Origin of the sequence: Nitrospirillum guanabarense (assembly GCF_034653355.1) — a bacterium.
Classification (GTDB): domain Bacteria; phylum Pseudomonadota; class Alphaproteobacteria; order Azospirillales; family Azospirillaceae; genus Nitrospirillum.
In genome coordinates, this window is sequence record NZ_JAYEER010000004.1 from 170,582 (window position 1) to 196,480 (window position 25,899).

26 protein-coding genes, 1 tRNA gene and 3 pseudogenes are annotated in these 25,899 nt (G+C 68.1%); 9 read left to right on the top strand and 21 right to left on the bottom strand.

The features are described from left to right. Window positions 1–9 precede the first annotated feature (9 nt). From UAA55_RS18800 to UAA55_RS18810, 3 genes are all read right to left on the bottom strand, one after another. On the bottom strand, window positions 10–786 hold the full coding sequence (locus UAA55_RS18800; RefSeq protein WP_322954668.1) for a lysophospholipid acyltransferase family protein: 777 nt from the start codon (window positions 784–786) through the stop codon (window positions 10–12). Between the two features lie 69 nt (window positions 787–855). Further along, entirely contained in the window at window positions 856–1,503 is a 648-nt protein-coding gene (locus tag UAA55_RS18805; RefSeq protein WP_322954669.1) for a YdcF family protein, read from the bottom strand. Then, entirely contained in the window at window positions 1,500–2,399 is a 900-nt protein-coding gene (locus tag UAA55_RS18810; protein ID WP_322954671.1) for a cell division protein FtsX, read from the bottom strand. The genes UAA55_RS18805 and UAA55_RS18810 overlap by 4 nt, the downstream gene beginning before the upstream one ends. Window positions 2,400–2,644: 245 nt before the next feature. Here UAA55_RS18810 and UAA55_RS18815 point away from each other — a divergent pair, with 245 nt between their 5' ends. Next, window positions 2,645–3,418, top strand: coding sequence for a zinc-ribbon domain-containing protein (locus UAA55_RS18815; RefSeq protein WP_322954672.1), 774 nt, complete (start codon window positions 2,645–2,647; stop codon window positions 3,416–3,418). An 8-nt stretch (window positions 3,419–3,426) separates the two neighbouring features. On the opposite strand, the gene UAA55_RS18820 is transcribed toward UAA55_RS18815, so the two are convergent. From UAA55_RS18820 to argH, 5 genes and pseudogenes are all read right to left on the bottom strand, one after another. Then, entirely contained in the window at window positions 3,427–3,792 is a 366-nt protein-coding gene (locus tag UAA55_RS18820) for a DUF4175 family protein (protein ID WP_322954674.1), read from the bottom strand. Window positions 3,793–3,929: 137 nt separating this feature from the next. Beyond that, window positions 3,930–6,188, bottom strand: a pseudogene (locus UAA55_RS18825) (DUF4175 domain-containing protein); the annotation flags it as partial. A gap of 56 nt (window positions 6,189–6,244) precedes the next feature. After that, window positions 6,245–7,507: a diaminopimelate decarboxylase gene (gene lysA, locus UAA55_RS18830; RefSeq protein ID WP_322954675.1), complete on the bottom strand. Its 1,263-nt coding sequence runs from the start codon at window positions 7,505–7,507 to the stop codon at window positions 6,245–6,247. 32 nt (window positions 7,508–7,539) lie between these two features. Beyond that, the gene (locus tag UAA55_RS18835; protein ID WP_322954677.1) at window positions 7,540–7,860 is read right to left on the bottom strand and encodes a hypothetical protein; all 321 of its coding nucleotides are present in this window, start codon (window positions 7,858–7,860) and stop codon (window positions 7,540–7,542) included. A gap of 11 nt (window positions 7,861–7,871) precedes the next feature. Further along, window positions 7,872–9,329: an argininosuccinate lyase gene (gene argH / locus UAA55_RS18840; RefSeq protein ID WP_322954678.1), complete on the bottom strand. Its 1,458-nt coding sequence runs from the start codon at window positions 9,327–9,329 to the stop codon at window positions 7,872–7,874. Window positions 9,330–9,426: 97 nt separating this feature from the next. Between argH and UAA55_RS18845 the strand changes: the two genes are divergently transcribed. Then, window positions 9,427–9,963, top strand: coding sequence for a TlpA family protein disulfide reductase (locus UAA55_RS18845; RefSeq protein WP_322954679.1), 537 nt, complete (start codon window positions 9,427–9,429; stop codon window positions 9,961–9,963). Window positions 9,964–10,031: 68 nt separating this feature from the next. Here UAA55_RS18845 and UAA55_RS18850 read toward each other — a convergent pair whose 3' ends face one another. The 6 genes and pseudogenes from UAA55_RS18850 to UAA55_RS18875 form a co-directional block, all read right to left on the bottom strand. Continuing rightward, complete coding sequence (locus tag UAA55_RS18850; protein ID WP_322954680.1) at window positions 10,032–10,904, bottom strand: 3-hydroxybutyryl-CoA dehydrogenase; 873 nt, start codon at window positions 10,902–10,904, stop codon at window positions 10,032–10,034. A gap of 96 nt (window positions 10,905–11,000) precedes the next feature. Further along, window positions 11,001–11,948 carry an electron transfer flavoprotein subunit alpha/FixB family protein gene (locus UAA55_RS18855; protein ID WP_322954681.1) on the bottom strand — a complete coding sequence of 316 codons (948 nt, stop codon included), beginning with the start codon at window positions 11,946–11,948 and terminating at the stop codon, window positions 11,001–11,003. A 2-nt stretch (window positions 11,949–11,950) separates the two neighbouring features. Further along, window positions 11,951–12,701: pseudogene (locus UAA55_RS18860) on the bottom strand (electron transfer flavoprotein subunit beta/FixA family protein). 193 nt (window positions 12,702–12,894) lie between these two features. Continuing rightward, a complete protein-coding gene (locus UAA55_RS18865) occupies window positions 12,895–13,470 on the bottom strand; it encodes a cob(I)yrinic acid a,c-diamide adenosyltransferase (RefSeq protein ID WP_322954682.1) in 576 nt (191 codons plus the stop codon). 19 nt (window positions 13,471–13,489) lie between these two features. After that, a complete protein-coding gene (locus tag UAA55_RS18870; protein ID WP_322954683.1) occupies window positions 13,490–13,693 on the bottom strand; it encodes a twin transmembrane helix small protein in 204 nt (67 codons plus the stop codon). Window positions 13,694–13,758: 65 nt separating this feature from the next. Continuing rightward, window positions 13,759–15,129, bottom strand: a complete 1,371-nt coding sequence (locus UAA55_RS18875; RefSeq protein ID WP_322954684.1) for a globin-coupled sensor protein — start codon at window positions 15,127–15,129, stop codon at window positions 13,759–13,761. Window positions 15,130–15,338: 209 nt separating this feature from the next. On the opposite strand from UAA55_RS18875, the gene UAA55_RS18880 reads away from it, so the two are divergent. Continuing rightward, on the top strand, window positions 15,339–16,199 hold the full coding sequence (locus tag UAA55_RS18880) for a DUF4743 domain-containing protein (RefSeq protein ID WP_322954685.1): 861 nt from the start codon (window positions 15,339–15,341) through the stop codon (window positions 16,197–16,199). A 155-nt stretch (window positions 16,200–16,354) separates the two neighbouring features. Here the strand turns inward: UAA55_RS18880 and UAA55_RS18885 are convergent, their stop codons facing one another. Further along, the gene (locus tag UAA55_RS18885; protein WP_322954686.1) at window positions 16,355–16,834 is read right to left on the bottom strand and encodes a hypothetical protein; all 480 of its coding nucleotides are present in this window, start codon (window positions 16,832–16,834) and stop codon (window positions 16,355–16,357) included. Between the two features lie 114 nt (window positions 16,835–16,948). Further along, on the bottom strand, window positions 16,949–17,833 hold the full coding sequence (gene gluQRS / locus UAA55_RS18890; protein WP_322954687.1) for a tRNA glutamyl-Q(34) synthetase GluQRS: 885 nt from the start codon (window positions 17,831–17,833) through the stop codon (window positions 16,949–16,951). 226 nt (window positions 17,834–18,059) lie between these two features. Here gluQRS and UAA55_RS18895 point away from each other — a divergent pair. Beyond that, a pseudogene (locus tag UAA55_RS18895) lies at window positions 18,060–18,628 on the top strand (HNH endonuclease). Between the two features lie 7 nt (window positions 18,629–18,635). On the opposite strand, the gene UAA55_RS18900 reads toward UAA55_RS18895, so the two are convergent. Next, the gene (locus UAA55_RS18900) at window positions 18,636–19,511 is read right to left on the bottom strand and encodes a LysR family transcriptional regulator (protein WP_322954688.1); all 876 of its coding nucleotides are present in this window, start codon (window positions 19,509–19,511) and stop codon (window positions 18,636–18,638) included. Window positions 19,512–19,763: 252 nt separating this feature from the next. Here UAA55_RS18900 and UAA55_RS18905 point away from each other — a divergent pair, with 252 nt between their 5' ends. Together UAA55_RS18905 and UAA55_RS18910 are read left to right on the top strand one after the other, a co-directional pair. After that, window positions 19,764–20,897, top strand: coding sequence for a TonB-dependent receptor plug domain-containing protein (locus tag UAA55_RS18905; protein WP_322954689.1), 1,134 nt, complete (start codon window positions 19,764–19,766; stop codon window positions 20,895–20,897). Further along, window positions 20,863–21,879, top strand: a complete 1,017-nt coding sequence (locus tag UAA55_RS18910; RefSeq protein WP_322954690.1) for a TonB-dependent receptor domain-containing protein — start codon at window positions 20,863–20,865, stop codon at window positions 21,877–21,879. Before UAA55_RS18905 ends, UAA55_RS18910 begins: the two co-directional genes overlap by 35 nt. On the opposite strand, the gene UAA55_RS18915 is transcribed toward UAA55_RS18910, so the two are convergent. The 3 genes from UAA55_RS18915 to UAA55_RS18925 are packed head-to-tail and all read right to left on the bottom strand — an operon-like array spanning window position 21,880 to window position 23,633. Further along, window positions 21,880–22,476: a demethoxyubiquinone hydroxylase family protein gene (locus UAA55_RS18915; RefSeq protein ID WP_322954691.1), complete on the bottom strand. Its 597-nt coding sequence runs from the start codon at window positions 22,474–22,476 to the stop codon at window positions 21,880–21,882. Window positions 22,477–22,486: 10 nt separating this feature from the next. Next, complete coding sequence (locus tag UAA55_RS18920) at window positions 22,487–23,008, bottom strand: disulfide bond formation protein B (protein WP_322954692.1); 522 nt, start codon at window positions 23,006–23,008, stop codon at window positions 22,487–22,489. 43 nt (window positions 23,009–23,051) lie between these two features. Beyond that, entirely contained in the window at window positions 23,052–23,633 is a 582-nt protein-coding gene (locus UAA55_RS18925) for a YqaA family protein (protein ID WP_322954693.1), read from the bottom strand. A gap of 399 nt (window positions 23,634–24,032) precedes the next feature. On the opposite strand from UAA55_RS18925, the gene UAA55_RS18930 reads away from it, so the two are divergent. The 3 genes from UAA55_RS18930 to UAA55_RS18940 all read left to right on the top strand — a co-directional run bounded on the left by UAA55_RS18930 (window position 24,033) and on the right by UAA55_RS18940 (window position 25,458). Further along, on the top strand, window positions 24,033–24,458 hold the full coding sequence (locus UAA55_RS18930; protein ID WP_322954694.1) for a hypothetical protein: 426 nt from the start codon (window positions 24,033–24,035) through the stop codon (window positions 24,456–24,458). 75 nt (window positions 24,459–24,533) lie between these two features. After that, complete coding sequence (locus tag UAA55_RS18935) at window positions 24,534–25,331, top strand: hypothetical protein (protein WP_322954695.1); 798 nt, start codon at window positions 24,534–24,536, stop codon at window positions 25,329–25,331. 42 nt (window positions 25,332–25,373) lie between these two features. Continuing rightward, window positions 25,374–25,458, top strand: a tRNA-Leu gene (locus UAA55_RS18940). Between the two features lie 197 nt (window positions 25,459–25,655). Here UAA55_RS18940 and UAA55_RS18945 read toward each other — a convergent pair. Continuing rightward, window positions 25,656–25,805: a hypothetical protein gene (locus UAA55_RS18945; protein ID WP_322954696.1), complete on the bottom strand. Its 150-nt coding sequence runs from the start codon at window positions 25,803–25,805 to the stop codon at window positions 25,656–25,658. Window positions 25,806–25,899: the final 94 nt, after the last annotated feature.

The following is a 25,899-nucleotide window of genomic DNA, read 5'->3' on the forward strand; positions in this document are numbered from 1 at the left end:
AAGGCCCGTTCAGCCGGCGGCGGGCACCTCGACCAGAGGCGGGGCGTTGGGCGGGCGCTTCGTCGCCGGACCGCCGGCGGCCATGACCAGGCGGTCGGTCGCGGGCTCCAGCACCGCCTCCAGCCGCGCCAGCGCCACGTCCTTGCGCAGGCCGGGGGGAATGGGGGGCAGGAACTCGATGACGATGGTGCCGGGGCGGCGCAGGAACTTGTGGCGGGGCCAGAACAGGCCGGAGTTCAGGGCCATGGGCACCAGCGGCACGTCCAGCGCCTCATACAGCAGGGCGATGCCGACCTTGTAGGGCCGCCAGGCGCCCACGGCGGTGCGGGTGCCCTGGGGGAAGATGACGATGGGCCGGCCCTCGGCCACGCGCTCCCGGGCGCCGCGCAGCAGCGACTGGATGGCGGCGCCGCGCTTGCCCCGGTCCACGGCGATCATGCGCGCCTTGGCGGCGTACCAGCCCCAGATGGGGATGTAGGTCAGCTCCTTCTTCAGGACGATGGCGGGATCGTCCATCAGCAGGTGCAGCTTCATCGTCTCCCACATCGACTGGTGCTTGGCGCCCACCAGGAAGGCCCCGTGCTTGGGCAGGTGCTCCAGCCCCCGCACCTCATACTTCAGGCCGATGATGGTGCGTTCCCAGAAGTTCAGGGTGCGCATATAGCCCCGGATGGCCCAGATCATGGTGCGGTGGGGCACCACCAGCGTCCACAGCAAGCCGAAGCACCACAGCATCGTCCAGACGTAGAAGACAAGGTTGAAGACCAGGGATCGCAGAACCAGCATCGCCCTTGACCGCTAACGGGGTTGATGGTGCAGGGATAGTGTCTGGGCGCCCTGCTGTCCAGGGGCGGTTCATAAGCCCAGGGCGTGGCGCAGGAAGGCCACCAGGTACTTGTCGTATTCGCTGACGATCAGGCCGGCGGTGCCGCGCCAGTGCCACCAGCCGTCCAGGCGCACATTGGGCGGCTGCACGGCGTGGGGCACGATGCGGACATCCTCGGGCAAGGCGTGGCGGAACTCCACCAGGCTGCGGGGCATGTGGTAGTTGGCGGTGACCAGGCGCAGGGAATGAAAGCCTTCCGCCTGCATCCAGCGCGCCGTCTCCGCCGCGTTGCCCACCGTGTCGTCGGCGCTGTAGCCCAGCACCACGCAGCATTCCAGGGCCGCTGGCGTCGCCTGCGACATGCGCAGCAGGGCGCGCACGTCGACGCCGCGATAGACACCGGAGATGAACAGTTTCCGCGCCCGGCCGGCGGCCAGCAGGTCGAAGCCGGCCTCCAGCCGCTCGCTGCCGCCGGTCAGCACGACGATGGCGTCGGTGACGGCGGTCTCATCCTCCGGCGCGCGGGGGATGTGGGTGGCGAAGGTCAGCAGGCCCCCCAGCCACAGGATGCCCAGGGCGGCGCCCACGCCGGTCAACCGGCGCAAGCGCGCCCACAGCCGGGCACCCACCGCCGCCAGGGGCGGGGCGGGCGGTTCCGGCTGCAATAGGGGCGTCACGGCAGCCGCTCCAGCGCGCGCAACACGGTCAGCCGGGCGCTGATGGCGGCCAGGGCGCCGGCCACCACGGGCACCGCCGCCAGCGCCAGCCATTGCAGGGGGGCGAGCGTCAGGGGCGGCAGCAGCGTGCCCTCCACCGTGCGCGACAGCAGCGACAGCACGGCCAGGGTCACCAGCGCCACGGCCGCGCCACCGGCACCACCGGCCAGGGACAGCCGCAGGATGTGGCGCTGGAACTGGTCGGCCACGTGGCTGTCGGTGGCGCCCATGACGTGCAGGAGGTCGACCTCGTCCTGGTGCATGGCCAAGCCGGCCTTGGCGGCGAAGACCACCACGGCCACGGCGGCGCCCCCGATCAACGCCACGATGACCAGGGCCACTGCCTCCACCAGGCGGGCCAGGCGGCGCAGGTCGCGCAGCCACACGCCCGGCTCCTCCACGCTGGTGCCGGGCACGGCGGCGGCCAGGCGCTGGCGCAAGGCCGTCACGTCCACGGCGGGGCCGGCGGTGACGTCGATCAGGGCGGGCAGGGGCAGGTCTTGCAGCAGGGCGCCGTCGCCCAGCCAGGGTTCCACCAGGCGGGCGGCATCGGCCATGGGCACGGGGCGGGCGTTGATGATGCCGGGCACGCCCCCTAGCGCGTGCAGCGCCATCTGCACCCGTTCATCCAGGGGGGCGGGGGTGCCGTCGCCCTTCTTCACCTCCCCGACCGGGCTGACCTGGATGGTCAGGCTGCCGTCCAGGCCGCTGTCCCAACGCTGCGCCCAGCCGGACAGCAGCTGTGCCGCCGCCACGGCCAGGGTGGACAGGAACACCATCAGGGCGATCAGCCAAGGCAGGAAACGGCCCGTGGCATCGCGGCGTAGGGACAGGACGGCAGGGCCGCGCCGGCTCATGGGAACTGCCCTCCAGGGGAACGGGCCAGGGGATTGGTATCAGCCCTAGTGATGGCACGGTCGGGTGGCGGGCGTCCAGCGCGCCGGCCGGACGCCGCGGTGCCTGCGGCATCCGGTGCCGCCTGCCAGAACGGGATAGGCCGTTTCGCCGTTGGGGCCAGGGCCGGGGCCCACCTTGCGCATCCCCGACCTTTTCGTTTAAGTCTAGGGTGCCTCTTAAGGATTTCGGCCTGGCCCTGCCTCCCATGATAACCACCTGCCCGTCCTGCGCCACGCGCTTCCGGGTCGACGACGCCTTGCTGGGGCGGGGTCGCCGCGTGCGGTGCAGTGCCTGCGGCTCCGTCTGGCATCAGGTGCCGGAAACGCCCGTCCGCGTGGCGCCGGCGGCCCTGCCGGAGGATGACGGCGACGACTGGATGTCGTCCGCCCCCTCCTCGTCCTCCTTCGCCGACCTGGCCGCGGCCATGGAGCGGGAGACGGCCTACGACACCCTGACCATGGCGGAGGAGGCCCCGGCCCCCCTGTCGCTGGGCCGCCTGCGTCCGGCCACACCGGCGCCGGCCCCGGAGGCAAAGCCCCGCCGCCTGTCCGCGGCCCTGCGCTGGGGTGCCCTGGCGGTGGTCATCGTCGGCGGCGTCACCGGCCTGGCGGTGGAGCGCGATGCCGTGGTCGCCGCCTGGCCCGCCGCCGCGCGCCTGTATGACACCTTCGGCTTCGGGGTGGAACCGCCGGGCACGGGGCTGGAGATGGTGGACAGCAAGACCGAGTTCCGCGACGTGGAGGGCACCTCCATGCTGTTCGTCGACATCACGGTGCAGAACAAGTCCGACCGCCAGCGCGACGTGCCGGACCTCATGGCCTCCGCCCTCGGCGCCGACGGCAAGCCCTTCCAGCGCTGGCGCATGCAGCCCAAGGCCCGCCGCCTGTTCCCCGGCGAGAAGACCGTCTACCACGGCAACATCGTGGAAAAGGGCGGCCAGGCGGCGCAGATCCGCCCCGAGTTCGTGCTGCCGAACTGAGTGGTTGCTCAGAACCGCTTCAGCAGGCGGTCGATGTAATCCAGCTCTTCCTTGGGGCGGCCGGCCTCGCTGGCGCGGCGGCGCAGTTCTTCCAGGATCTCGCGGGCCCGCTGCAGGTCGCCGTGGTCGGGGATTTTGACGCTGTCGGTGCTGGTGGCGCCCTGGCCGGTCATCTGGCGGCCCAGGGGGTCGGTGTTCTGGCCCCGGCCGTTGGTGGCGTTGCGGGGGGCCACGCGGGTGCCCCGACCCATCTGGCGGGCCATCTGCTGCGCCATGCCCTGGAGTCCCTGCTGCAGGGCCTCCAGCGCGCGGCCCTGGGCCTCCACCGCGTCCTCGGGCGATCCTTCCGACAGGGCGCGGCCGGCCTGGCCCATGGCGCGGTCGGCCTTGTCCAGGGGGAGGGCGCCTGGCCGGGGCCCTGGCCGCCACCGTTGCCGTTCTCCTGCCCGCCGGGCTGGTCCTGGCCCTCTTGGCCATCCGGCTGTCCCTCATCCGACGGCTGGCCAGCCTGCTGCCCCTGCTGCTGCATCAGGGCCTGCAGCTCGCGGCGCAGGGCGTCCTGCTGCTTGGCCAGGTCACGGGCCGTCGCTTCGGCCGGGGGGTCGCGCGGCGGCTGGCGGGGGGCGCTGCCCTGGCGGTTGGGGGTGGAGCGGTTGGGGCCGTCGCCCCGGGTGCCGGGCTGCGGCGGGTTGTCGTCGGCCTCGCCCCGGTTGCCCTGGCGGAAGGTCTGGTCCATCAGCTCGCGCTGGCGCTTGGTCAGGTCCTGCAGCTTTTCCAGCATCTGCAGGTTCTGGCGCATCTGTTGCCGCTCGGCTTCCGTTGGCGGCTTCTGGGGACCCGTCTGCACGCTTTCCATCAGGTCCTGCATCTGGTCCAGCATCTTGCGCGCGGCGTCGCGGGCGCCGGTCTGGGCCATCTGCTCCAGCTGCTCCATCATCTGGCCCATGTCGATATTCTGGGCGCTCTGGTCGTCCGGCGGCGGGGCGCCGTCCTGGCCCTGCTGCTGGTCGCTCTTCTCCGCCAGGGCCTGCATGTAGCGGTTCAGCGCCGACTTCAGCGCGTCCAGATCACGGCGGATCTCCGCCTCCGACGCGTTGCGGTCCAGGGCGTCGGCCAGGCGCTGGCGGGCGTCGCGCAGCTCCGTCTCGGCCGAGGCCAGGCTGCCGTCCTCGATCTTCAGGGCGGTGTCCCACAGCAGGTCGGCCACGTCGCCCAGCGACCGCGCGTCGTCGTTCAGGCTCAAATGGCGGGCGGCGGCGTACAGCGCCATGAACACGGTGGGGTCGCCGCCATAGCCATCCAGCTCCCCCGCCAGGCCCAGCAAGGCGGAGACGGCGGGCTTGCGCGCCTCCTCCCCCTTGTCCAGCAGGGCGCGGCGCTGGGCGATGACGGCCTTGGCCGTGGGGTTGTTGAACACCCGTTCCGGCAGGGTGGCGGTCTGGGTGTCGCTGGTGGCCGTCTGGCCGGCGGTGTCGGTGGCCGTCAGCTGGATGGTCACGGGTTGGCCGGCCCAGGGGCTGGCCGTCAGATCGAAATAGCCGCTGGCGTTGGCCACCACCGGCGTGCCGGCGCTGGAAGCCTCGCGGCTGGGGCGGGCCGGCACCGGCAGGGTCAGCACCAGGGGCTCCACCGTCGTCCCTTCCGCCCGCGTGGTCGGGGTCACGGTGGCCGTGACGCTGGTGATGCCGTAGTCGTCGGCGGCGGTGTAATCCAGCCGCAGGGCGTAACGCTCCGTGGCGCTGGGCTTCTCCCGGAAGGCGATGGCCGGCGGGTCGTCGGCGATGATGCGGATGGGCCAGCTGCCCAGGGTGCGGCCCCGGTCGGTGACGGTGATGCGCCGTCCCTTGGTGACGGTGCGGCTGGCCTGGAAGCCGCCGGTGGCGGCCGGGTCCAGGGCCAGCGCGTCCTCATCCAGCGACAGCTCGGGCGCGCGGTGGTGGGGACCCAGGCGGGCGGTGACGGTGGCGCCCGCCGGCACGGAAACCGCGCCGTCGCCCTCCGCCGGGCCGGCCTTGCCCCGGCGGGTCAGGAACTGCGGCGGCAGGCCGGTCGATTCCGGCGGGGTGATCCAGACGTCCAGGTCCGCCTCGATCCCGGCGGGCGGCGCCTCGAACCCCGGGTCCAGCGCCTCGATCAGGCGGGGGCGCCAGTCGCCCCAGGCCATGACGGCGGCCACGGCCAGCAGCAGCGCGGCGACATGGCGCAGGGCCCAGGGATCGCGGTTGGGCAGATCCAGCTTGGGGCCCGTGACCCGCAAACCCGCCAGGCCGCGCCGCGCCCGGTCCTGCGCCGCCCGCCACAGGGCGGCGGCGGGACCGGTCTGGTCCGCCCCTCCCTGACCCACGGGCGTGTCGATCAGCAGGTCGAAGGGGCGGTGGCGCAGGCCGCTGTCCCGCTCCAGCCGGCGGAACACGGCGTCGCGGTCGGGAAGGCGCAAGGTCCGCAGGCGGCGGACCAGCAGGGCGACGACGGTGGCGGCGAAGGCGGCCAGCGCCAGGCCGTGGGCCCAGGGCGGCAGGTGGGGCAGGGCGCCGGACCACGCCAGCGCCAGGCCCAGCATCAGCAGGCCGGGCAGGGGCCACAGCCGCAGGCCCACCCGCTCCGCCGCCAGGGACAGCCAGGCGGCCCGCAAGATATGGCGCCAGGGTTTCAGCGGCGGCGGCACCAGGGGCGTGGCGATCCGCAAGGGCACGACGACACCCGTGGGCACGGCGGCGGCGTCAGGGGCCGCCTGCCGGTCCTTGCGGGATTTGAGTGCCCTTTCAGCCATGCCGTCGGTGCCCTCTCGGCTGCTGTGTCCTTGTGGTGGGCCCTATGCCCTGCGCCTTAAACGTGGCGCCATTGCGGCGTCACGTCCAGGGCCAGCATTTCCTCGAACGTCTGGCGGCGGCGGATGACCGCCCACCGCCCCTCATCCACCAGCACCTCCGCCACCAGGGGGCGGGAGTTGTAGGTGGACGACATGGCGGCACCGTACGCCCCGGCGGTCATGAAGGCCACCAGTTCGCCTTGGCCCACCGGCGGCAGCTCGCGCTGGCGGGCGAAGGTGTCGCCCGTCTCGCAGATGGGGCCGACCACGTCCATGGGCGCCAGCGGGGCGTCGGCCGCCGGCTCGAACACCGGGCGGATGCCGTGATAGGCGTCGTACAGCGTGGGGCGCATCAGGTCGTTCATGGCGGCGTCCACGATCAGGAAGCGGCGGTGCAGCCCTTCCTTGACGTAGATGACGCGGGCCAGCAGCACGCCGGCATCGCCCACCAGCGACCGGCCGGGCTCCAGCGTCAGGCGGCAGCCCAGATTGCCTAAGCGCTTGCGCACGATGCCGGCATAGGCGTCATGGTCGGGCGCCACCTCGCCCTTGTAGGGTACGCCCAGGCCGCCGCCCAGGTCCAGCCGCTCCACCTTCAGGCCGGCCTCACGCGTGGCGATCACCAGGTCCGACAGGTGGCCGTAGGCGTCGTCGTAGGGGCTGATGTTCAGCAGTTGCGACCCGATGTGGACGGCATAGCCCTTGGGCGCCAGGCCGGGCAGGCCGCTGGCCTTGGCGTAGGCGGCCACCGCGTGGCCCAGGTCGATGCCGAACTTGTCCTCCTTGCGGCCCGTGGCGATCTTGCCATGGGTGCCGGCGTCCACGTCCGGGTTGATGCGCAGGGCCACGGGGGCCGTGCGGCCCAGGCTGGTGGCCACGGCGGACAGAGCCTCCAGCTCCGGCAGGCTTTCCACGTTGATCTGGTGGATGCCGGCCACCAGGGCCGCCGCCAGTTCGTCCCGGGTCTTGCCCACACCGGAGAACACCACCTTTTCCGGCGGCACGCCGGCGGCCAGCGCGCGGCGCATCTCCCCTTCCGACACAACGTCGGCGCCGGCGCCCAGCCGGGCGAACAGGCTGATGATGGACTGGTTGGAATTGGCCTTCAGGGCGAAGCAGACATCCACCGGGTCACGGGCGAAAGCCTGGGCGTAGGCCTTGTAATTGGCCCGCAGCCGGCTGGCGGCATAGACGTAAACGGGGGTGCCGACGGCCTCGGCCAACCGGTCCAGGGGAACGCCATCGGCGGTCAGCACGCCGGAAACATAGGAGAAGGCCATCGAAATCCAAACCGTCGCGTCTGCTGGGGCCCTTATTGGGGCGTTGAGGAACCGGAGGTCGAGGGGGTGGTGGTGCCGCCCATCGCCGGCCCGCTGTTGGAGATGACGGGGCTGTCCGGCATGACGCCATAGGGTGTGCTGGGCTGAATGGTGGCGGGCGACCCGGCCGGCTGGTCGGCCGAGCTGGGCAGCGCCTCCTTCGCGTTGGGCTGCGGGTCCAGTTTGGGGCTGGGGTAGAAGTGCAGGGGATGGTCCTCGCCGTCCGGCGTGTCCAGGGTGTGGGCGATCTTGCCGCAACCCGACAGCGCCAGGGCGGTGGCCAGGCCGGCCATCAGCAGAACCTTAGACGTCATTTGGCGTACCCTCACAGGAACCGATCCCGGGCGGCGGCCACGGCCGCGCGCACGCGTTCAGGGGCCGTCCCGCCGAAGCTGGTGCGGCTGGCGACGGAGGCTTCCAGGCTCAGCACGGCATAGACCTCCTCGGTGATGCGGGCGTCCACGCCCCGCATGACATCCAACGGCACGTCCGACAGGCCGCACCCCCGTTCCTCGGCCAGGCGGACGATGCGGCCGGTGACATGATGCGCCTCGCGGAAGGGCAGGCCAAGCCGGCGCACGAGCCAGTCGGCCAAGTCGGTGGCGGTGGGGAAGCCCGCCTCCACCGCGCGGCGCATGGCCGCCGGGTCGGGCGTCATGTCCTGGATCATGCCGGTGGTGGCCGCCAAACAGAGAGCCAGCGTGTCATCGGCCTCGAACACCGGTTCCTTGTCTTCCTGCATGTCCTTGGAATAGGCCAGGGGCAAGCCCTTCATGACCACCAGCAGGCCGGACAGGGCGCCGATGACGCGGCCGCACTTGGCGCGCACCAGCTCGGCCGCGTCCGGATTCTTCTTCTGCGGCATGATGGAACTGCCGCTGGTGAAGGCGTCCGACAGGCGGATGAAGCGGAATTGGGTCGTGCACCACAGCACGATCTCCTCCGCCAGGCGCGACAGGTGCACGGCGCAGATGCTGGCGGTGGCCAGGTAATCCAGGGCGAAATCGCGGTCGGACACGGCGTCCAGCGAATTGGCCGTCGGACGGTCGAAGCCCAGCGCGGCGGCGGTGGCGGCGCGGTCGATGGGATAGGGCGTGCCGGCCAGGGCCGCGCTGCCCAGCGGGCATTCGTTCAGCCGGGCGATGGCGTCGCGCACCCGGGCGCGGTCGCGGCCCAGCATTTCCACATAGGCCAGCAGATGGTGGCCGAAGGTCACCGGCTGGGCCGTCTGCAGGTGGGTGAAGCCTGGCATGATGGTGTCGACGTTGCGTTCCGCCTGCTCGATCAGGGCGGCCTGCAGCGCCTTCATGTCGCCGTCCAGGCGCTGCAACGCGCCGCGCACCCACAGCTTGAAGTCCGTCGCCACCTGGTCGTTGCGCGAGCGCGCGGTGTGCAGGCGGCCGGCGGGCTCCCCAATCAGTTCCTTCAGGCGGGACTCCACGTTCATGTGGATGTCCTCATGCTCATTCCTGAAGACGAAACGACCGTCGCGGATTTCCTCGGCCACTTGGTCCAGGCCCTTCAGGATGGCGTCGGCGTCATCCTTCGTGATGATGCCCTGGGCCGCCAGCATGGTGGCGTGCGCCTTGGACCCGGCGATGTCCTGCGCCCACAGCTTCTTGTCGAAGCCGATGGAGACGTTGATGCGCTCCATGATCTCCGACGGGCCACGGCTGAAACGGCCGCCCCACAGCTCGTTCACGGCACCCTGGGGCACCGTGCCGGCGGCTGCGGCATTCTGGTCGGGCGTGGCGTTTTCCGGGGTCACGGGAGTTGACGTCATCGGGGGTCGGGGACCAATTGTAGCGGGGCCCGCGCGGGGCCGTGGAACGAGGGTGATGGCAAGAATGGCGATTTTGCGGTTTCTCGCAAGGATTGGCGTGGTCGCGTCGGTCGTTTTCTGCGCTGGTGCGGCATGCGCGGCCGGTACACCCCCGGTGCTGAAAGGCGGCATCACCCCCTTCACGGAAACGCCGGACCATCCCCAGGTTCCCGACCTGGCGCTGACCCGCCCCGACGGCAGCGGCATCCACCTGTCGGACCTGAAGGGCCATCTGGTGCTGCTGAACCTGTGGGCCACCTGGTGCGCCCCTTGCGTCCAGGAGCTGCCGTCGCTGGACAAGCTGCAGGGCGCCCTGGGCGACACCGCCGGAGGCAAAGGGGGCTTCGAGGTCGTGGCCCTGTCGCTGGACCGGGGCGGCGCCCGCGTGGTGACACCCTTCATCCAGAACCACGGCATCACCCACCTGTCGACCTGGCTGGACCCCAAGAGCACGGCCATGTCGGTGCTGAAGCCGCGCGGCCTGCCCACCACCCTGCTGATCGATGCGCAGGGGCGCGAGATCGGCCGCCTGGAAGGCGATGCCGACTGGAACTCCCCCGAGGCGCAGGCCCTGATCAAGTTTTATAAGAAATAAAAAACCCGCCTCCCTTGCGAAGGGGGCGGCGGGTTTTTTGTTGAAGTGGACTCGGTGCGTCGGGCCCCTTAACGGGTAGGCCGGGGCGTGTCGCCGGAATAGTCGTAGAAGCCGCGGCCGACCTTGCGGCCCAGCCAGCCGGCCTCGACATACTTCACCAGCAGAGGGCAGGGCCGGTACTTGCTGTCGGCCAGCCCCTCGTACAGCACCTGCATGACCGACAGGCAGGTATCCAGGCCGATGAAGTCCGCCAGTTCCAGCGGCCCCATGGGATGGTTGGCGCCCAGCTTCATGGCGGTGTCGATGGCCTCGACCGAGCCCACGCCTTCATACAGGGTGTAGACCGCCTCGTTGATCATGGGCTGCAGCACGCGGTTGACGATGAAGGCGGGGAAATCCTCCGACACGGCGGGAGTCTTGCCCAGCTTGAACGTCAGCTCGCGAATGGCCTGGTAGGTCTCTTCATCCGTGGCGATGCCCCGGATGATTTCCACCAGTTGCATCACCGGCACCGGGTTCATGAAGTGCATGCCGATGAACTTGTGCGGCCGGTCGGTGCAGGCCGCGAGGCGCGTGATGGAGATGGAGGAGGTGTTGGTGGCCACCAGCGCGTCGGCCTTCAGGTGCGGCACCAGATCCTTGAAGATGCCGCGCTTGATGTCCTCGTTCTCGGTGGCGGCCTCGATCACCAGGTCGCAGTCGGCCAGCGTCGACATCTCCGTGCCGGTGGAGATGCGGGCCAGGGCCTCATCCTTTTCCTGCTCGGTGATCTTGCCCTTGGAAACCTGGCGGTCGAGGTTCTTCTCAAGGGCCTGCATGGCCCGCGAGAGCGATTCCGGGCTGGTGTCCATCAGCCGGACCGTATGGCCGGACAGCGATGTCACGTGGGCGATGCCCGTGCCCATCTGCCCCGAACCGATGATGCCGATCGTGCGTATCATGGTGTCTGTCCTTGCAAGGCCACCCTGGTGGGGTCCCCCCGGATACTGGCGGAGGGACCCTTAACAAGAGGTAGATTAGGGTGATAACGGGCTGGATCAGCCCGCCTTGCCCAGTTCCGCAGTCAATTCCGGCACGGCCTTGAACAGGTCGGCGACCAGGCCGTAGTCGGCGATCTGGAAGATCGGTGCCTCCTCGTCCTTGTTGATGGCGACGATGACCTTGCTGTCCTTCATGCCGGCCAGGTGCTGGATGGCGCCCGAGATGCCCACGGCGATGTACAGTTCCGGCGCCACGATCTTGCCCGTCTGCCCGACCTGGTAGTCGTTGGGCACGAAGCCGGCGTCCACGGCGGCGCGGGATGCGCCGACGGCCGCCCCCAGCTTGTCGGCCAGCGCCTCCAGCAGGGGGAAGTTGTCGCCCGACTGCATGCCCCGCCCGCCCGAGACGATCACCCGGGCGCTGGTCAGCTCCGGACGTTCGGACTTGGACACCTCCTGGCTCACGAACCTCGACAGGCCGGCGTCGGCCGCACCGGACGCGGCCTCGACGGCGGCGCTGCCGCCCGTGGCCGCCACCGCCTCGAACGCCGTGCCGCGCACCGTCGCCACCTTCACCGGGTCGCTGGATTGCACGGTGGCGATGGCGTTGCCGGCGTAGATGGGCCGGGTGAAGGTGTCGGGGCTTTCCACCCCGGTAATGTCGCTGACCTGCGCCACGTCCAGCAGGGCCGCGACGCGCGGCGCCACGTTCTTGCCGAAGGTGGTGCTGGGCGCCAGCACATGGCTGTAGCCGCCGGCCTTCACCAGGCCCACCACCAGCGGGGCCACGTTCTCCGCCAGGCCGTGCGCCAGTTCGGCGGCATCGGCCGTCAGCACCTTGGCGACACCGGCGACTTGGGCCGTGGCATCGGCCACGGCACCCACGCCCTGACCGATCACCAGCACATGCACATCGCCGCCCAGCTTGGCGGCCGCCCCCAGGGTGGTCAGCGTCGGGACCTTCACGCCTTCCGCAGAAGGCTCAGCGATAACAAGAGTTGTCATGGTCAGATCACCCGCGCTTCGGTCTTCAGCTTGGCCACCAGCTCCTGGACGGAGCCCACCTTCACACCACCGGCCCGCTTCGGCGGCTCCGCCACCTTCAGCGTCTTCAGCCGCGGCGTCAGGTCCACGCCCAAGCTGGCGGCGTCCACCGTCTCCAAGGGCTTCTTCTTGGCCTTCATGATGTTGGGCAGCGAGGCGTAGCGCGGCTCGTTCAGGCGCAGGTCGGTGGTCACCACCGCCGGCAGCTTCAGATCCACCGTCTCCAGACCGCCGTCGATCTCACGCGTCACGGCAACGGTGCCTTCAGCGGGCACCACCTTGCTGGCGAAGGTGCCCTGGGCCCAGCCCAAGAGTGCGGCCAGCATCTGGCCGGTCTGGTTGGCGTCGTCGTCGATGGCCTGCTTGCCCAGGATCACCAGGCCGGGCTGCTCCTTCTCCGCCAGCGCCTTCAGCGCCTTGGCCACGCCCAGCGACTGCGTCTCCACATCCGTCTGCACCAGGATCGCCCAGTTCCGCACCCATGGCCAGCGCCGTGCGCAAGGTCTCCTGCGCCTGGCTCGGCCCCACGCTCACCACCACGATCTCGGTGGCCTTGCCCGCCTCTTTCAGGCGCACAGCCTCCTCAACCGCGATCTCGTCGAACGGGTTCATCGACATCTTGACGTTGGCCGTCTCCACACCCGTGCCGTCCGCCTTCACGCGAACCTTCACGTTGTAGTCAACGACCCGCTTGACCGCGACCAGTATCTTCATTCTCAAGCCATCCTTTGGCACTTCTTGGAGGGCGCCCGCCCGGTGTGACGCTCCACCCTCGATCTGGCGGGTTCTGGTTATTTTCCCCGTCCGGCGGATCGAGCCATTCGGACGTGGTCGGCAAAAATAGGATTGTCCCACAAGGCTGTCAACGTCGCCCTGTTGCACTGCAATATGGCCTAAACCCAAGGGTTTAAGGCTCTTGGCGGTTGGCGCCGGGCACCCATAGGACGTCAAGCGCACCCCTGTCGTTAACATGGCGCGACAGCACGAACAGGAAATCCGAAAGGCGGTTCAGGTACTTGAAGGCCGCGGGCGTCACCGGTTCCCGCTCCGCCAGGGCGGCCACCAGCCGTTCCGCCCGCCGTGTGACGGTTCGCGCCTGGTGCAAATAGGCGGAGGCGGGGGTACCACCCGGCAGGATGAAGGAGGACAGCGGCGCCAGATCGGCGTTCAGCGTGTCGATCTCCCGCTCCAGCCGCTCGACCTGGGCGCCGACGATGCGCAATGGCGGGTATTTGGGATTTTCCTGTTCAGGCGTGCACAGATCGGCGCCCAGGTCGAACAGGTCATTCTGGATGCGGGCCAGATAGGCGTCCGCTGGTGTTCCGGCGGTGTGCAGGCGGGCCAGGCCGATGGCGGCGTTGGCCTCATCCACTGTACCGTAGGCTTCAACCCGCAGGTCATGCTTGGCCACGCGCCGGCCGTCGCCCAGCGAGGTCTGGCCCTTGTCGCCGCCCCGTGTGTAGATACGGGTCAGTGTGACCATGCCGCCGCCCCGCGCGCCGTCATGCGTGGTGCCCCAGGGCCAGCGCCGTCAGGATGAACAGCACCACGGCCAGGATCTGCAGGCGGATGCGCCACCACATCAGGCGGTTGCCCGTTGCGCCGGCCTTGTCGCCGCCCCGGGCCATGGTGAACAGGCCCAGGATCAGTACGCCCAGCACGGCCAGCATGGTGGCGCCCAGGCAGAAGAAGAGGAACGTGCCCATGCGAACGATTATAGCGTGCGCCGGTGCGCTTGCCCATCGGCTTGGGGCACCTTCCTCCCAGGCTGTCAGGCGCTTTCCCGCAGGCGGTTGGCGAAGGTCTGCGCCCCGTCGCGCAGGCGCTGGGCCTGCACCCCCAACTCGGATGACGAGCGGTTGACCCGGTCGGCCGCCGCTCCCGTCTGCCGGGCGGCATTGGTCACATGGCCGATGCTGGACGACACGCCGGCGGTGCCGGTGGCCGCCTGGGTGATGCTGCGGGCGATTTCACGCGTGGCGCCGCTCTGTTCCTCCACCGCGCTGGCGATGGATGTCGCGATCTCGTCCATGCCGGCGATGACGCTGCCGATCTGGCTGATCGCCGTTACCGCCTCTTCCGACACATGGCGGATGGCCCCCACCTGGGTGGAGATCTCTTCGGTCGCCTTGGCCGTCTGGGTGGCCAGGGCCTTGACCTCGCCCGCGACGACGGCGAAGCCCTTGCCGGCCTCGCCGGCCCGCGCCGCTTCGATGGTGGCGTTCAGCGCCAGCAGGTTGGTCTGGCTGGCGATGGTGTTGATCAGGCTCAGCACGTCGCCGATGCGGGCCGCGGCGGCGACCAGGCCCCGCACGGCGCCGTCGGTGCGGCGGGTCGTCTCCAGCGCCTGCGCCGAAATCTTGTTGGATTGCGCCACGCGCGCGCCAATCTCGGTGATGGAGGCCGACAATTCCTCCGTGGCGCTGGCCACCGACTGGACGTTGCTGGCGGCGTTGCCGGCGGCCGTATCGGCCTGCGTGCTTTGCGCCAGCGACTGGTCGGCGGCTTGCGTCAGCAGGCTGGCATCCTGGCGCAACCCGCCCACGGCGCTGCCGATGCCGTCGACAACGCCGGCCATGGTGTCGGTGAAGCTCTGGGCCAGGGTTTCCAATACCCGCCGCCGGTCCTTGCGTCCCTCCTCGGTGTAGACGGAGATGGCAAGGTCCATGTCCAGCATGACGGCGCGCAGCAGGGCCTGCTGCAGGCGGACCACGTCCAGGCGTGGGCGCAGCCAGGTGAAAGGCCCGCGCCGGTCCATGCGTGTGACCATGGACAGCAGTTCGCCGGTGATGAAGGCGTAGCCGCCGATGTACCAGCGCGGCTCCAGTCCCAGGCGGTTGTGGGCGCGGCCCACGCGGATGACGCTGTCGAGGTAGGTGGTGTCGAAGGTGCCGGTGACGATGGCCGCCCAATGGCGCATCTGCATGTCCTTCACATGCGACAAATGCCCGTCGCCACCGAACAGCTTGAAGATCTCCGGCTGGGTCCGCAGCTTGGCGTAGAAGCGGTCCAGGATGGCGGGCAGTTCGCGCTCGACATGGGGACGCAGGCTGCGCAGCGTGTCCCGGGTGGCGGTGTCGATTTCCAGGAAGGCCAGGCGTTCCTGGAATTGGCGCAGCATGGAGTCGTCATTGGGGGTCAAGATTTTCTCCCGGTCGTGCATGCGGCGCTCGGCGGGCACCGTGCGGGCGTGTCAAAATCACGCCGTCTTGATGAATCTTTCGTAAAGACAACCAGTCGCCAGGTCCGACCCTAACCCTTTGGCAATAGGGATTGATGAGGATCAACCGCGACGCTTTGGCCGCCATGGGCGCCATTGCATCCGCGCCTTGGCCGGGCTAGATCCAGGGCATGGCCTTCATTCGACACATCCAGGCGTGCAACGCCCACGACGCGACGGCCTTCCTGCCCTTCGCGGTCAACGGCCGGCCGGTGGGTCATGTGCGCCATGCCTTCGCCGACCGGGTGGCGGGCCTCAGCGACGCCTTCCGCCTCACCGGCGGGGCCGCGCCCCTGCTCGACTTGCTGCCCCCCGATCCCGCGCGCCGCAGCCAGGCGGCGGCCGAGGTGGTGGCGGTCCTGGCGGCGGAGGGCCTGGTGCCTCCCCTGCGCGGCGAGGATTTTCCGGTGCTGCCGCAGTGGGGCCAGCCGGAGCTGCTGCAACTCGACCGGGCGGCCGTGCCCGGTTTCGGCGTGCGCGGCTTCGGCCTGCACGTGAACGGCTATGTGTCCGGCCCGGACGGGCGTATCGAGATGTGGGTGGGCCGCCGCGCCCGCGACCGAGGCGTGGCCCCGGGCAAGCTGGACAACATGGTGGCGGGCGGCCAGCCGGCCGGTCTCAGCCTGACGGAAAATCTGGTGAAGGAGGCGCATGAGGAGGCGGGGCTGGACCCCGGCCTGGCCCGCGCCGCCGTGCCAGTGGGCGCCATCACCTATGTCTTCGACACGGTGGCCGGCCTGCGCCGCGACACCCTGTTCTGCTATGATCTGGCGCTCAGTCGCGACATCATCCCGCGCAACACGGATGGCGAGGTCGAGGCCTTCGAGCTTTGGCCGCTGGAACGCGTGGCCGACAGCGTGCGCACCACCGACGACTGGAAGTTCAACGTCAACCTGGTGGTGATCGACTTCCTGATCCGCCACGGCCAGCTCAGCCCGGACCATGAGCCGGATTACATGGATTTGGTGACCGGTTTAAGAGCGGTGGATTGAGTCCCACGCCCCTTCTGATTTCATAGGACGCGACTGCGTCCGCCGGAAGTTTCCGGGGAGCGAAGCGGACTGGAAACTGAGGATCAGCCAAGGGGCGGATGCCCCGCCGGCGCCCGAGGCGCTCAGAAATGGTGCACGCCCGCCGCTCGAGGGTCTCAGAACAGCGCGTCGATCGCGTCCTGATCCAGGGTCGCCTGTTCGGTGGCGCCATGGACGATGGCGCTGCCCCGGTCCACCAGCTTCTGCAGGCGTTGCCAATAGTCCGACGCCATGAAGCCCAGCACCTCGGGCGAGCCCAGCTCCGCCTCCAGCGTCACCACCGCCTCGGCGATGGTGGCCTCCAGTTCCGCGATCACGCGATCAAAGGGCTGGCGATATTCGGGCGGCACATGGTCGTAGGCGTCGATGGCCAGGGCGGCGAAGCCCAGGCCGCTACCCTCGAAGTGCTGCTTGTAGGTCTTGGGCTGCCAGGCCCTGATCTCGTCCAGCATCTCCGGCATGTCGCCCAGCATGGACAACAACATGATCACTTCGTTGAAGTGATTGAAGTAATCCGTCGACAGCAGGGTGTTGCCGTCTATCGTCGTGTCTTTGACGAGGGTGCGGTAGTGGGCGAGGGTATCTGCATCAGGCATGGCGCGTTCTTACCACGGGGCCTTCCGTCTGGGTGGCGAAAAATTCGCTAAAAAGCGAGGTGTGCGCGCATGGCTAGATGAGCGCGACCCATTCTTGATCAAGTCTTTTAGCGATCAAGGCGTTTCCATGCCCAAGTGATGACAGACCTCGGCTGGTGTGGCGCCGCCGTCACGCAATGCCGCCAGGCTGGCCGCCCCGTCGCGCTTGGCCAGCCGTTCGCCGCGCTCGTTCGTCAACAGGCGGTGGTGGTGCCAGAGGGGCACGTCCAAATCCAGCAGGGCCTGCAACAGGCGGTGGACATGCGTCGCTTCCATCAGGTCCCGGCCCCGGGTCACCAAGGTGACGCCCTGCAGGTGATCGTCCACCGTCACCGCCAGGTGATAGCTGGTGGCCACGTCGCGCCGGGCCAGGACCACGTCGCCCAGAACGCCCGGCTGGGCCACCTGCGGCCCGGCCTCCCGGTCGGTCCAGCTCAGCGGCCCGGTCTGGCGCGTGGCGGCCGTGACATTCAGACGCAGGGCGTGCGGCGTGCCGGCGGCCAGCAGATCGGCCCGGCGGCCTGGGTCCATATGGCGGCAGGTGCCGGGATAGAGGGGGCCTTCCGGTCCGTGGGGCGCCGCCCCGGCCCGGGAGATCTCATCCTGGATGTCCTTGCGTGAGCAGAAGCAGGGGTACAGCACGCCCCGGGCCGTCAGCCGGTGCAGGGCCGCCCGGTAGTCGGCCAGGTGTTCCGACTGGCGGCGCACCGGTTGCGGCCAGCTCAGGCCCAGCCAGGTCAGGTCGCGGGTGAAGGCCGCCTCGAACTCCGGCCGGCACCGGTTGGGATCGATATTCTCGAAGCGCAGCAGGAAGGTGCCGCCCCGGCCCTTCGCGGCGTGCCAGCCGAACAGGGCGGAATAGGCGTGGCCCAGGTGGGGCAGGCCGGTGGGACTGGGGGCGAAGCGGGTGACGGGCTGGTCCATGCCCCCTGATACCATCGGCGGGCCCGTCTTGCCCATCCCGCGCATCCCCCCGAGTTGCTGGGGTGGAACGGTGCCGACGCCCCTATAAAAAGGGGTAGGGCGGGGCGGCGCCCCCACATCTTGTGGGTAACGGTATGACGTTATCGTGAAATAGCGGGCCCCCCACCAAGGCGAGGATTGCCGAGACGGGCGGGAAAGGTTAAGAAGACGATGATTTCTGGCCGTGGGTTCGGCCCGCGGCCGTCCTCGGAACGGTGCGGGGGTGGTATTGTCTCCACCACTAGACAGTTGTCCGGCCTTGGTGCTGAACGCCGATTTTCGGCCGCTCAGTTACTTCCCCTTGTCCCTTTGGTCCTGGCAAGACACCGTCAAGGCCGTCTTCCTGGACAGGGTCAACATCATATCCGTCTACGACCGCGTCGTCCGGTCGCCCACCGCGGAAATCCGAATACCCAGCGTCATCAGTTTGAAGGAATACGTACCGGCGACACGAAGGCCGGCCTTCACCCGCTTCAACGTCTTCCTACGCGACCATTTCTGTTGTCAGTATTGTGGTGAGCCTTTCCCCACCCAGGAACTGACGTTCGACCACGTCATCCCACGCTCCCGCGGCGGACGCACCACCTGGGACAACGTCGTCACCTCCTGCTCCGCCTGCAACCTGGCCAAGGGCAACCGGCTGCCCCATGTGTGCGGCATGATCCCCCTGAGCCCCCCTTCCAGCCCACGGTCTTCCAGCTGCAGGAAAACGGCCGGGCCTTTCCGCCCAACTTCCTGCACGAAAGCTGGCGCGACTTCCTGTACTGGGACACCGAGCTGGACCCGTTCTGACAATTGGTCAGCGCCGTGCCGCCGTGCACGCCAGCACCCAGTCCTGGAAGGCCTTGATGCCGGGCGTCAGCGGTTTGGAGAACAGCCGCGTCAGCCAGTACGACCCGGTATCCACCAGCACGTCGAACGGTTGGACCAACCGGCCCTCCGCCAGCTCCCGCCGGAACATGGCGGGCGGCGCCAGCGCGATCCCTTCGCCCACGATGGCCGCCTGGACCATGAGGGTGGAGGCGTCGAACAGGGGGCCCCGCGCCGGGATGCCGGGCACGCCGGCCGCCTTCAGCCAGGCCGGCCAATCCTGGGCGCGATAAGACCGCAGCAGCGGATGGGCGGCCAAGTCGGCTGGCGTCGCCAGGGTGGCGGCCACGGCCGGCGCGCACAGCGGCGTCATGGGCGCGTCCATCAGGTGGTGCGCTTCCACGCCATGCCAGGCGCCGTTGCCGAAGCGGATGGCCAGGTCCAGGCTCTCGGTCCACAGGTCGACCTTGTTGTTGTTGGTCATGATGCGTAGGTCGACGCGCGGATGGTTGGCCCGGAACGCGCCCAGGCGTTCGAACAGGAAGCCCACGGCGAAGGTGCCGACCACGCCCAAATTGACGATCTCCGCCGGGCCGTTCGCGCTGACGGCGTCCAGCGTCCGCTCCATCATGGCGAAGGCCTCCAGGATCGTGGGCGCCAGGACTTGGCCTTCATCCGTCAGGATCAGGCCCCGGGTGCTGCGGCGGAACAGGCTGACGCCCAGTTGCTCCTCCAGCCCGCGCACCTGATGGCTGGCCGCCGATTGCGTGACATGCAGTTCCGCCGCCGCGCGGGTCAGGCTCAGATGCCGGGCCGCGGCCTCGAAGGCCCTTAGCGCGTTCAAGGAAATGGCGCTGAGCGGCATGGGGCTCGTCCTTAGAAAAACTCAGGATCGCGCCAAGGTATCGTCGTTTGCGCCGGCAATCAAATGCTGGAATTTTAAGGCATTACCGAGTGGCGGGGGCGGGATGGCCTGAGAAAAGCGAAGGGTGTACCCGGCTTTTCCAGGGGCCATTCCCCCGTTTCCAGCTGCACCCGTGCTTGCGACCTCCCGGCCCCCGCTGTCGGGAGCAGGCATCCCGCGTGCTCGCGGCAGACCGCCTGAAGGGGGAATAGGGTGAAGGTCAGGGGCTTTCGAAACGCGGTCATCGCTGGCCTTGCCGTCGCCGCGCCATCAGCGCTGGCGCAGACGGAAATCACCGTCACGGCCACGCCGCCGGAAGCCATGCATCTGGACGACCGCACGGTTTACGACCTGACGAACAACCTCCAGGCCAAGGGGGGCGGTAGCGTCGCCGACGTCCTGACCGCCCTGCCAGCGGTCAGTGTCGACCCGGCAGGCAAGGTCCGCGTGCATGGCGCCGCCGTCACGGTGATGGTCGATGGCAAGCCGTCGGCGGCCTTGCGCGGCATGCCCTTGGCGACGGCCCTGCAATCCATGCCGGCCAACACCATCGCCAAGATCGAGGTCATCACCGACCCCGGTCCGGAGTTCCGGGAGGATGCCGGCATCGTCATCAACCTGGTCACGCGCAAGCCGCGCACGTCGGCGGCCAAGGCGGACCTGGGGGTGGGCATCGGTCCGCAGGGGCGGCGCAGCGGCTCGGCCGCCGGCTCCGTCGGGTTGGGCGCCTGGACGTTCAGCGGCTCGGCCGACGTGCGGGACGACATCCGCTACGACCTGCTGGACGTAGACCGGACGGCCAAGAACGCGGATGGATCGGCCGCCGGCCGTCTGGTGGAGCATCGCTCCACCTTCGTGCCCTACACCAACACCACCGGCGCCCTGACCGTGTCCTATGCCGCCTCGGACCACGACACGCTCAGCCTCGGTGGGGAAGGGGCCCTGCGCCACCGGCCGCGCCAATATCAGAATGATCTCGGCGTCTATGGCCCCGATGGCGGCGTGACCAGCCGCAGCGTCACCCAGGACCGCGCCCCGCAGCATTTCGACCACGCCTCCCTGACCGGCGATTACGTCCGCAAGGGGGTGTTCGGCGGCGACACGCTGACCGTGAAGGCCAGCCATGAAGACCATGAGACGCTGCGCGACCAGACCGATGACCAGCTCTTCCAGGTGCCCGCGTCTGTTGAGGACATCTATCGCCAGCGGCACACCGAACATGAGCTGATCGATACCGTCAGCGGCGACTATGTCCTGCCGCTGCCCCGGGAGGAACAGCTCAAGCTGGGTTTCGAGGTCGAGTTCGGACCGGGTGCAGTCGGCCTATCAGGCGGGGGCGGTGGGTGATCCGGGTGACGGCGGCTTCGGCGCCACCCCCGCCGCGCGCTTCGGCCTCAACCGCACCCTCAGCGCCGGCTATGCCAGCTATCAGCGCCTGCTGGGCCCCTGGCTTGTCAAGGGCGGGCTGCGGGTGGAGTTGATGGCGACCCGGTTCCTGGCGGCGGCGGATGGCATGCCGGACTCGAACGACCTGCGCTGGCTGCCCAGTCTATCCCTGGGCCGGGACCTTAGCCCCGAAAGCCGCGTCAGCCTCAGCTACACCCGGCGCATTGACCGGCCGACGACCGAACAGCTGAACCCGCTTCAAACCATCGTGGGCGCGACCACCATCCTGGGCAACACCGGGTTACGGCCCAGCCGCACGGCTTCGGTGGCGGCCGGCTACACCTATACGGCGGCGAAAGTGACGGCCAGCGGCACCCTGTACGCGCGCCGTCTGACCGACGATATCGTGGACTATCGCTATGCCGCGGCACCGGGCGACACGGCCCTGGTCTCCACGGTGGAAAACGCGGGCAGCGGCACGTCGGCCGGCCTGGATCTGGCGGTGGATTTCCATCTGGGGCCGGACTGGGCAATCGGCCTCAGTTCCGACCTGTCCCGCGTCCGGGAATCCATACCGGTTGGCGGGGAGAATTATACCGGCGCCCTGTTCACGCACCTGACCAAGGTCAACCTGACCTGGACGCCGGCGGAGGGCGACCGCCTGCAACTCCAGGCGCAACTGCATGGCCGGTCGCTGGAGGCAGGCGGTACGCGGTCCGGCTATCAGTCGGTGACCTTGTCCTATGGCCATGACGTGACGTCACGGCTGAAACTGATCGTCACCGCCAACGACGTGTTCAATGGCGTGCGGCGCGTGACATGGATCGACACGCCGCAGTATCGGGAACGGTCGGAATTGGCCGTGCCGGGGCGGATCGTCTATCTCAGGCTGGCGTACAGGCTGGGCGGCGACGAGAATAAGGCGGGCGCCGCCGCGCCATGATCAGACGCGTTCCGCCACCCAGATGACGGCGCGGGTGCCCGCTTTGATCAGGGTGTACAGCACGGGATAGCCGGTGGTCAGCTCGGCGTCATGGGCCAGGCCGATGTCGCGGTGCTCCAGCTCCTCGGCCCGGAATTTCTCGATGGTGGCCTTCAGCTCGGATTCACCCGGGCCCAGGCGCTCCGCCTGTTCGGCGTAGTGGGCGTCGATCGCCTCCTCCACCGCGACGGTGCAGGCCATGGCCGCCCGTTCGCCCATCAGGGCGGTGGCCGCACCCAGGGCGTAGCCGGCCACCTTCCACAGCGGTTGCAGGGCGGTGGGGCGCACGCGGCGCTTCACCATCATCTGGTTGAAGGTGTCGAGGTGGACGCGCTCCTGTTCCTCCATATGGCGGATGGTGGCGCCCACCGGGCTCTTGCCCAGCACCGACAGCTGGCCGGCGTAGATGCGGGCGGCGCCGTATTCGCCCGCCTGGTCCACGCGGATGATGCGCGCGATCTGCGCCTCGGTGCCCAGATCGCCCGGCAACGGGCGGCGGGCCAAGCGTTCGGTGGGCTTAGCGGCGGCCGGCTTCGGGGCGTCAGCGGTGGCGGTCATGGGCGTATCCTCAGGCCCGCTTGGCGCCGGCGCGGGCGGCCGCCCAGGCCACTAGGCCCAGGATCAGCGAGGCCGGGAAGTTGAAGGCGGCCATGGAGATGCCGTGGAAGGTCCATTGCGCCTCGTCACAGCGCACCAGCGGGGCGGACAGCAGGCGCTCGCGCAACTGATCCAGCGTCAGGTTCTTGGGCAGGCTGCTGCTGCAGGTGGTGAAGCCTTCCCACCAGTGCTGCTCCACCCCGGTGTGGAAGCCGGCGATGGCCGCACCGGCCAGGAAGGCTAGGCCGCCCAGGACCAGCGAGACGGTACGGAACCGCGGGTTCACCAGGCCGGGCAGCAGCGTCACGATGGCGGCGACATAGGCCCAGCGCTGCCAGATGCAGAACTCGCACGGATGCAGGCCGCCGACATACTGCGACAGCAGCGCCGTGCCCAGGGCGCCGACCGACGCCAGCACCAGCGCCGCCTGCGGCAGGCGGGGGTGGGCCAGCGGGGACGGGGCGGCGGTCGGGCCGGGCGCGTAGGTGGTCATGGGGCGGTGGTCCTTTGGGTGGTGATACTGTAACGGTGACCGACTAGTGCAGATACTTGACGAGGACGAAACCGCCGACCAACAGCACCGCGAATGCCGTGGTAACTAGAGTCAGCCACTTTTCCACAAATGTGCGGATGGGCTCGCCAAATTTCCAGAACAAACCGGCCACTAAGAAGAAGCGAAGGGCTCGCGAGATCAAGGAAGCGACGGCAAAAGTAGCGAGATCGAAATTGAAGGCGCCGCTGGCAATCGTAATTATTTTATAAGGGACAGGTAAAAGGCCTTTAATGATAATATATTCAGCACCATATTGGTCAAAATTTGTTTTAAACCGGATATATGCATCCATCAGGCCATAGGTTTGAATAATCTTTTGACCAAGACTTTCCCAAAGAAAGTGGCCGATAGCGTAGCCTAAGAAACCGCCGGCGACAGACGCTAAGGTGCATACGGCCGCATATAGGAATGCCTTACGGCGATCCGCTAGAACCATGGGAATTAGCAATAGGTCTGGCGGGAGAGGAAAGACGGAGCTTTCAATGAAGGAAACACCGGCCAACGCCCAAATGGCATGGCGGTGGCCGGCAAGGCGCATGGTCCAATTGTAAAGGCTACGCAGCAACGGGCATCTCCGACAGCGGGGCCCCTGGCAATGGGTGCGGGGCCGGGCGCTACCCGTCTATCAGGTGCGCTTCGCGCCCGCAACCGCCGCCCCCGCCCCGGCGCGTGTCAACCCCGTGGCGCCCCCCCATGGTGGCCCCATGATCCGCCGACCTCATGCGGCGCTTGACCCCCGGCTTTCTATCGCTATGATCCGCCGCACGCTTGAAAGCGCCCGGTGCCTCCGTGGCGAAATGGTAGACGCGGCAGACTCAAAATGTTATGAGGCCTATTAACTTAGGCAAAAACCCCTATATCTGTCAATGCGTTACGGCGTTATCCAAATCTAAAGCAACTTTTGATACACTTACACATCACTTACACAAAATCGTGCACAGCGCGGGTGTGGGAGATGTGTGGCATGTCTGAGCAGCACACAATCCTTGAAGGCAAGGTTCATCTCTACAAGCGAGGAGATGGCCGCCATTGGCAATGCTCGGCCTATCTCAACGGTCAAAACCATCGCCGCAGCACCAAAGAAGAAAGCCTGTCCCACGCCAAGGAAGTGGCGGAGGATTGGTATTACGAACTGCGTGCCGCGCTCCGCAAAGGCATGAACAGCATCAAGGTCGAGGGCAGCGAACCGGCCCCGGCGGCGAAGGTTCCAGCGCCCCGCGAGAGGCTGTTTCGTGAAGGTGCGGAGGAGTTCATTGCGGAATTCACGGTGCTGTGCGCAGGCACCCGCAGCCCCAAATACATCAAGCTGCATATTGCCCGCATCCGAGGGCATCTGATCCCCTTCTTTGGCGACCTGACTTTCCCGGAAATCACCGCCGCCAAGATTTAGCAATACCGTATCCACCGGATTTAAGACTCCCCGGGGGGCAAGCCCCCTGCCCGTAGCACGATTTATCAAGAGATCGTGGCTCTCCGGCAGATTCTGACATCTGAGATGGACAAAGGCGGGCTCGACCGATTGCCGAGGCTGGCCACAAAGTACGACAGATCGGTCAAAATCTCGCATCGCGGCTGGTTCGGCCCCGACGAGTATAAGCGCCTCTATGAGGCGACGCGGCGACGGGTCCAGCAGCCGCCGAAGAAACGCTGGGTATGGTATTATGAGCAAATGCACGATTATGTGCTGTTCATGGCGAATACCGGCCTGCGCCCCGACGAAGCGGCGCGGCTCGAATTTCGGGATGTTCAGATCGTCAAAGACCGCGACTCAGGCGAGACCATCCTTGAGATCGAGGTGCGCGGCAAGCGCGGCGTCGGCCACTGCAAAAGCACGGCGAGTGCTGTGCGCCCCTTCGAGCGATTGCAGGCACGGCTAAGGCCGAAAGCCGCCGGTCGGAACATGCGGGCGGAGGAAGGAGAGGAAGACCTTCGCCCGACCTACCCGACTGACTTGATATTCCCAGGGGAACGGCATGAGCTGCTGAATACAATTCTCAAAGAGGAAGGGTTAAAATTCGACCGGGACGGAAATCGCCGGGCTGCGTATAGTCTTCGGCACACGTACATTTGCTTGAGATTGATGGATGGGGCTGATATCTATCAGATTGCAAAAAATTGCCGGACTAGCGTCGAGATGATCGAGAAGTTCTATGCTTCTCACCTCAAGACTACTCTTGACGCAGCGGCAATTAATGTTCGTAGGCCGAAGCCCAAGCCAGCGCCGAAGGGCAAACCCCAATCAGGCTCTGAGGGGCCGATTTAGCCCCTTCCGATTTTTGGGCTCTTGGGCTAGATAGAGGGCCGCGCGGGCGTGGTGAAACTGGTAGACGCGCCGGACTCAAAATCCGGTTCCGAAAGGAGTGTCGGTTCGATTCCGACCGCCCGCACCATCTAAACATATTCTTGAGCAAGCGCGCGATAAGCGAACCGAACGGTTTGCCGCGTGTTTGCTTGTTCGCGGGCCGTTGCTAGGCCCGCGTAGCGCCGCCCGGCGGCGCGCTCATTCCGGGCTTGGCCCGTTCTTCCTTTTCGATGAGCCCACACGAAGCGGTTGGGCCGCACGCGACGGTCGCGCGCGGCCTGGCCGTCATCGTGAGACCGTTGCCCGACGGCGTAGGGCTTTGAACGGAGCAGTGGCAACGCGGCGAATCGGCGTGGCCGGTCGCTGGTATTCCAGGTGCAGGCGGAAGCCCGCCAGTTCGCACCAGAGTTCGAGAATGATCTTGATTGCCCGCATGTTCGGCCTCCTTCGTTCGACCGCCCCCATCGCGGCCTTCATGCGGCGGGCCTTGGCGACGGCGGAGGCGGCTGCACCGTCAGGCCGGAACGCA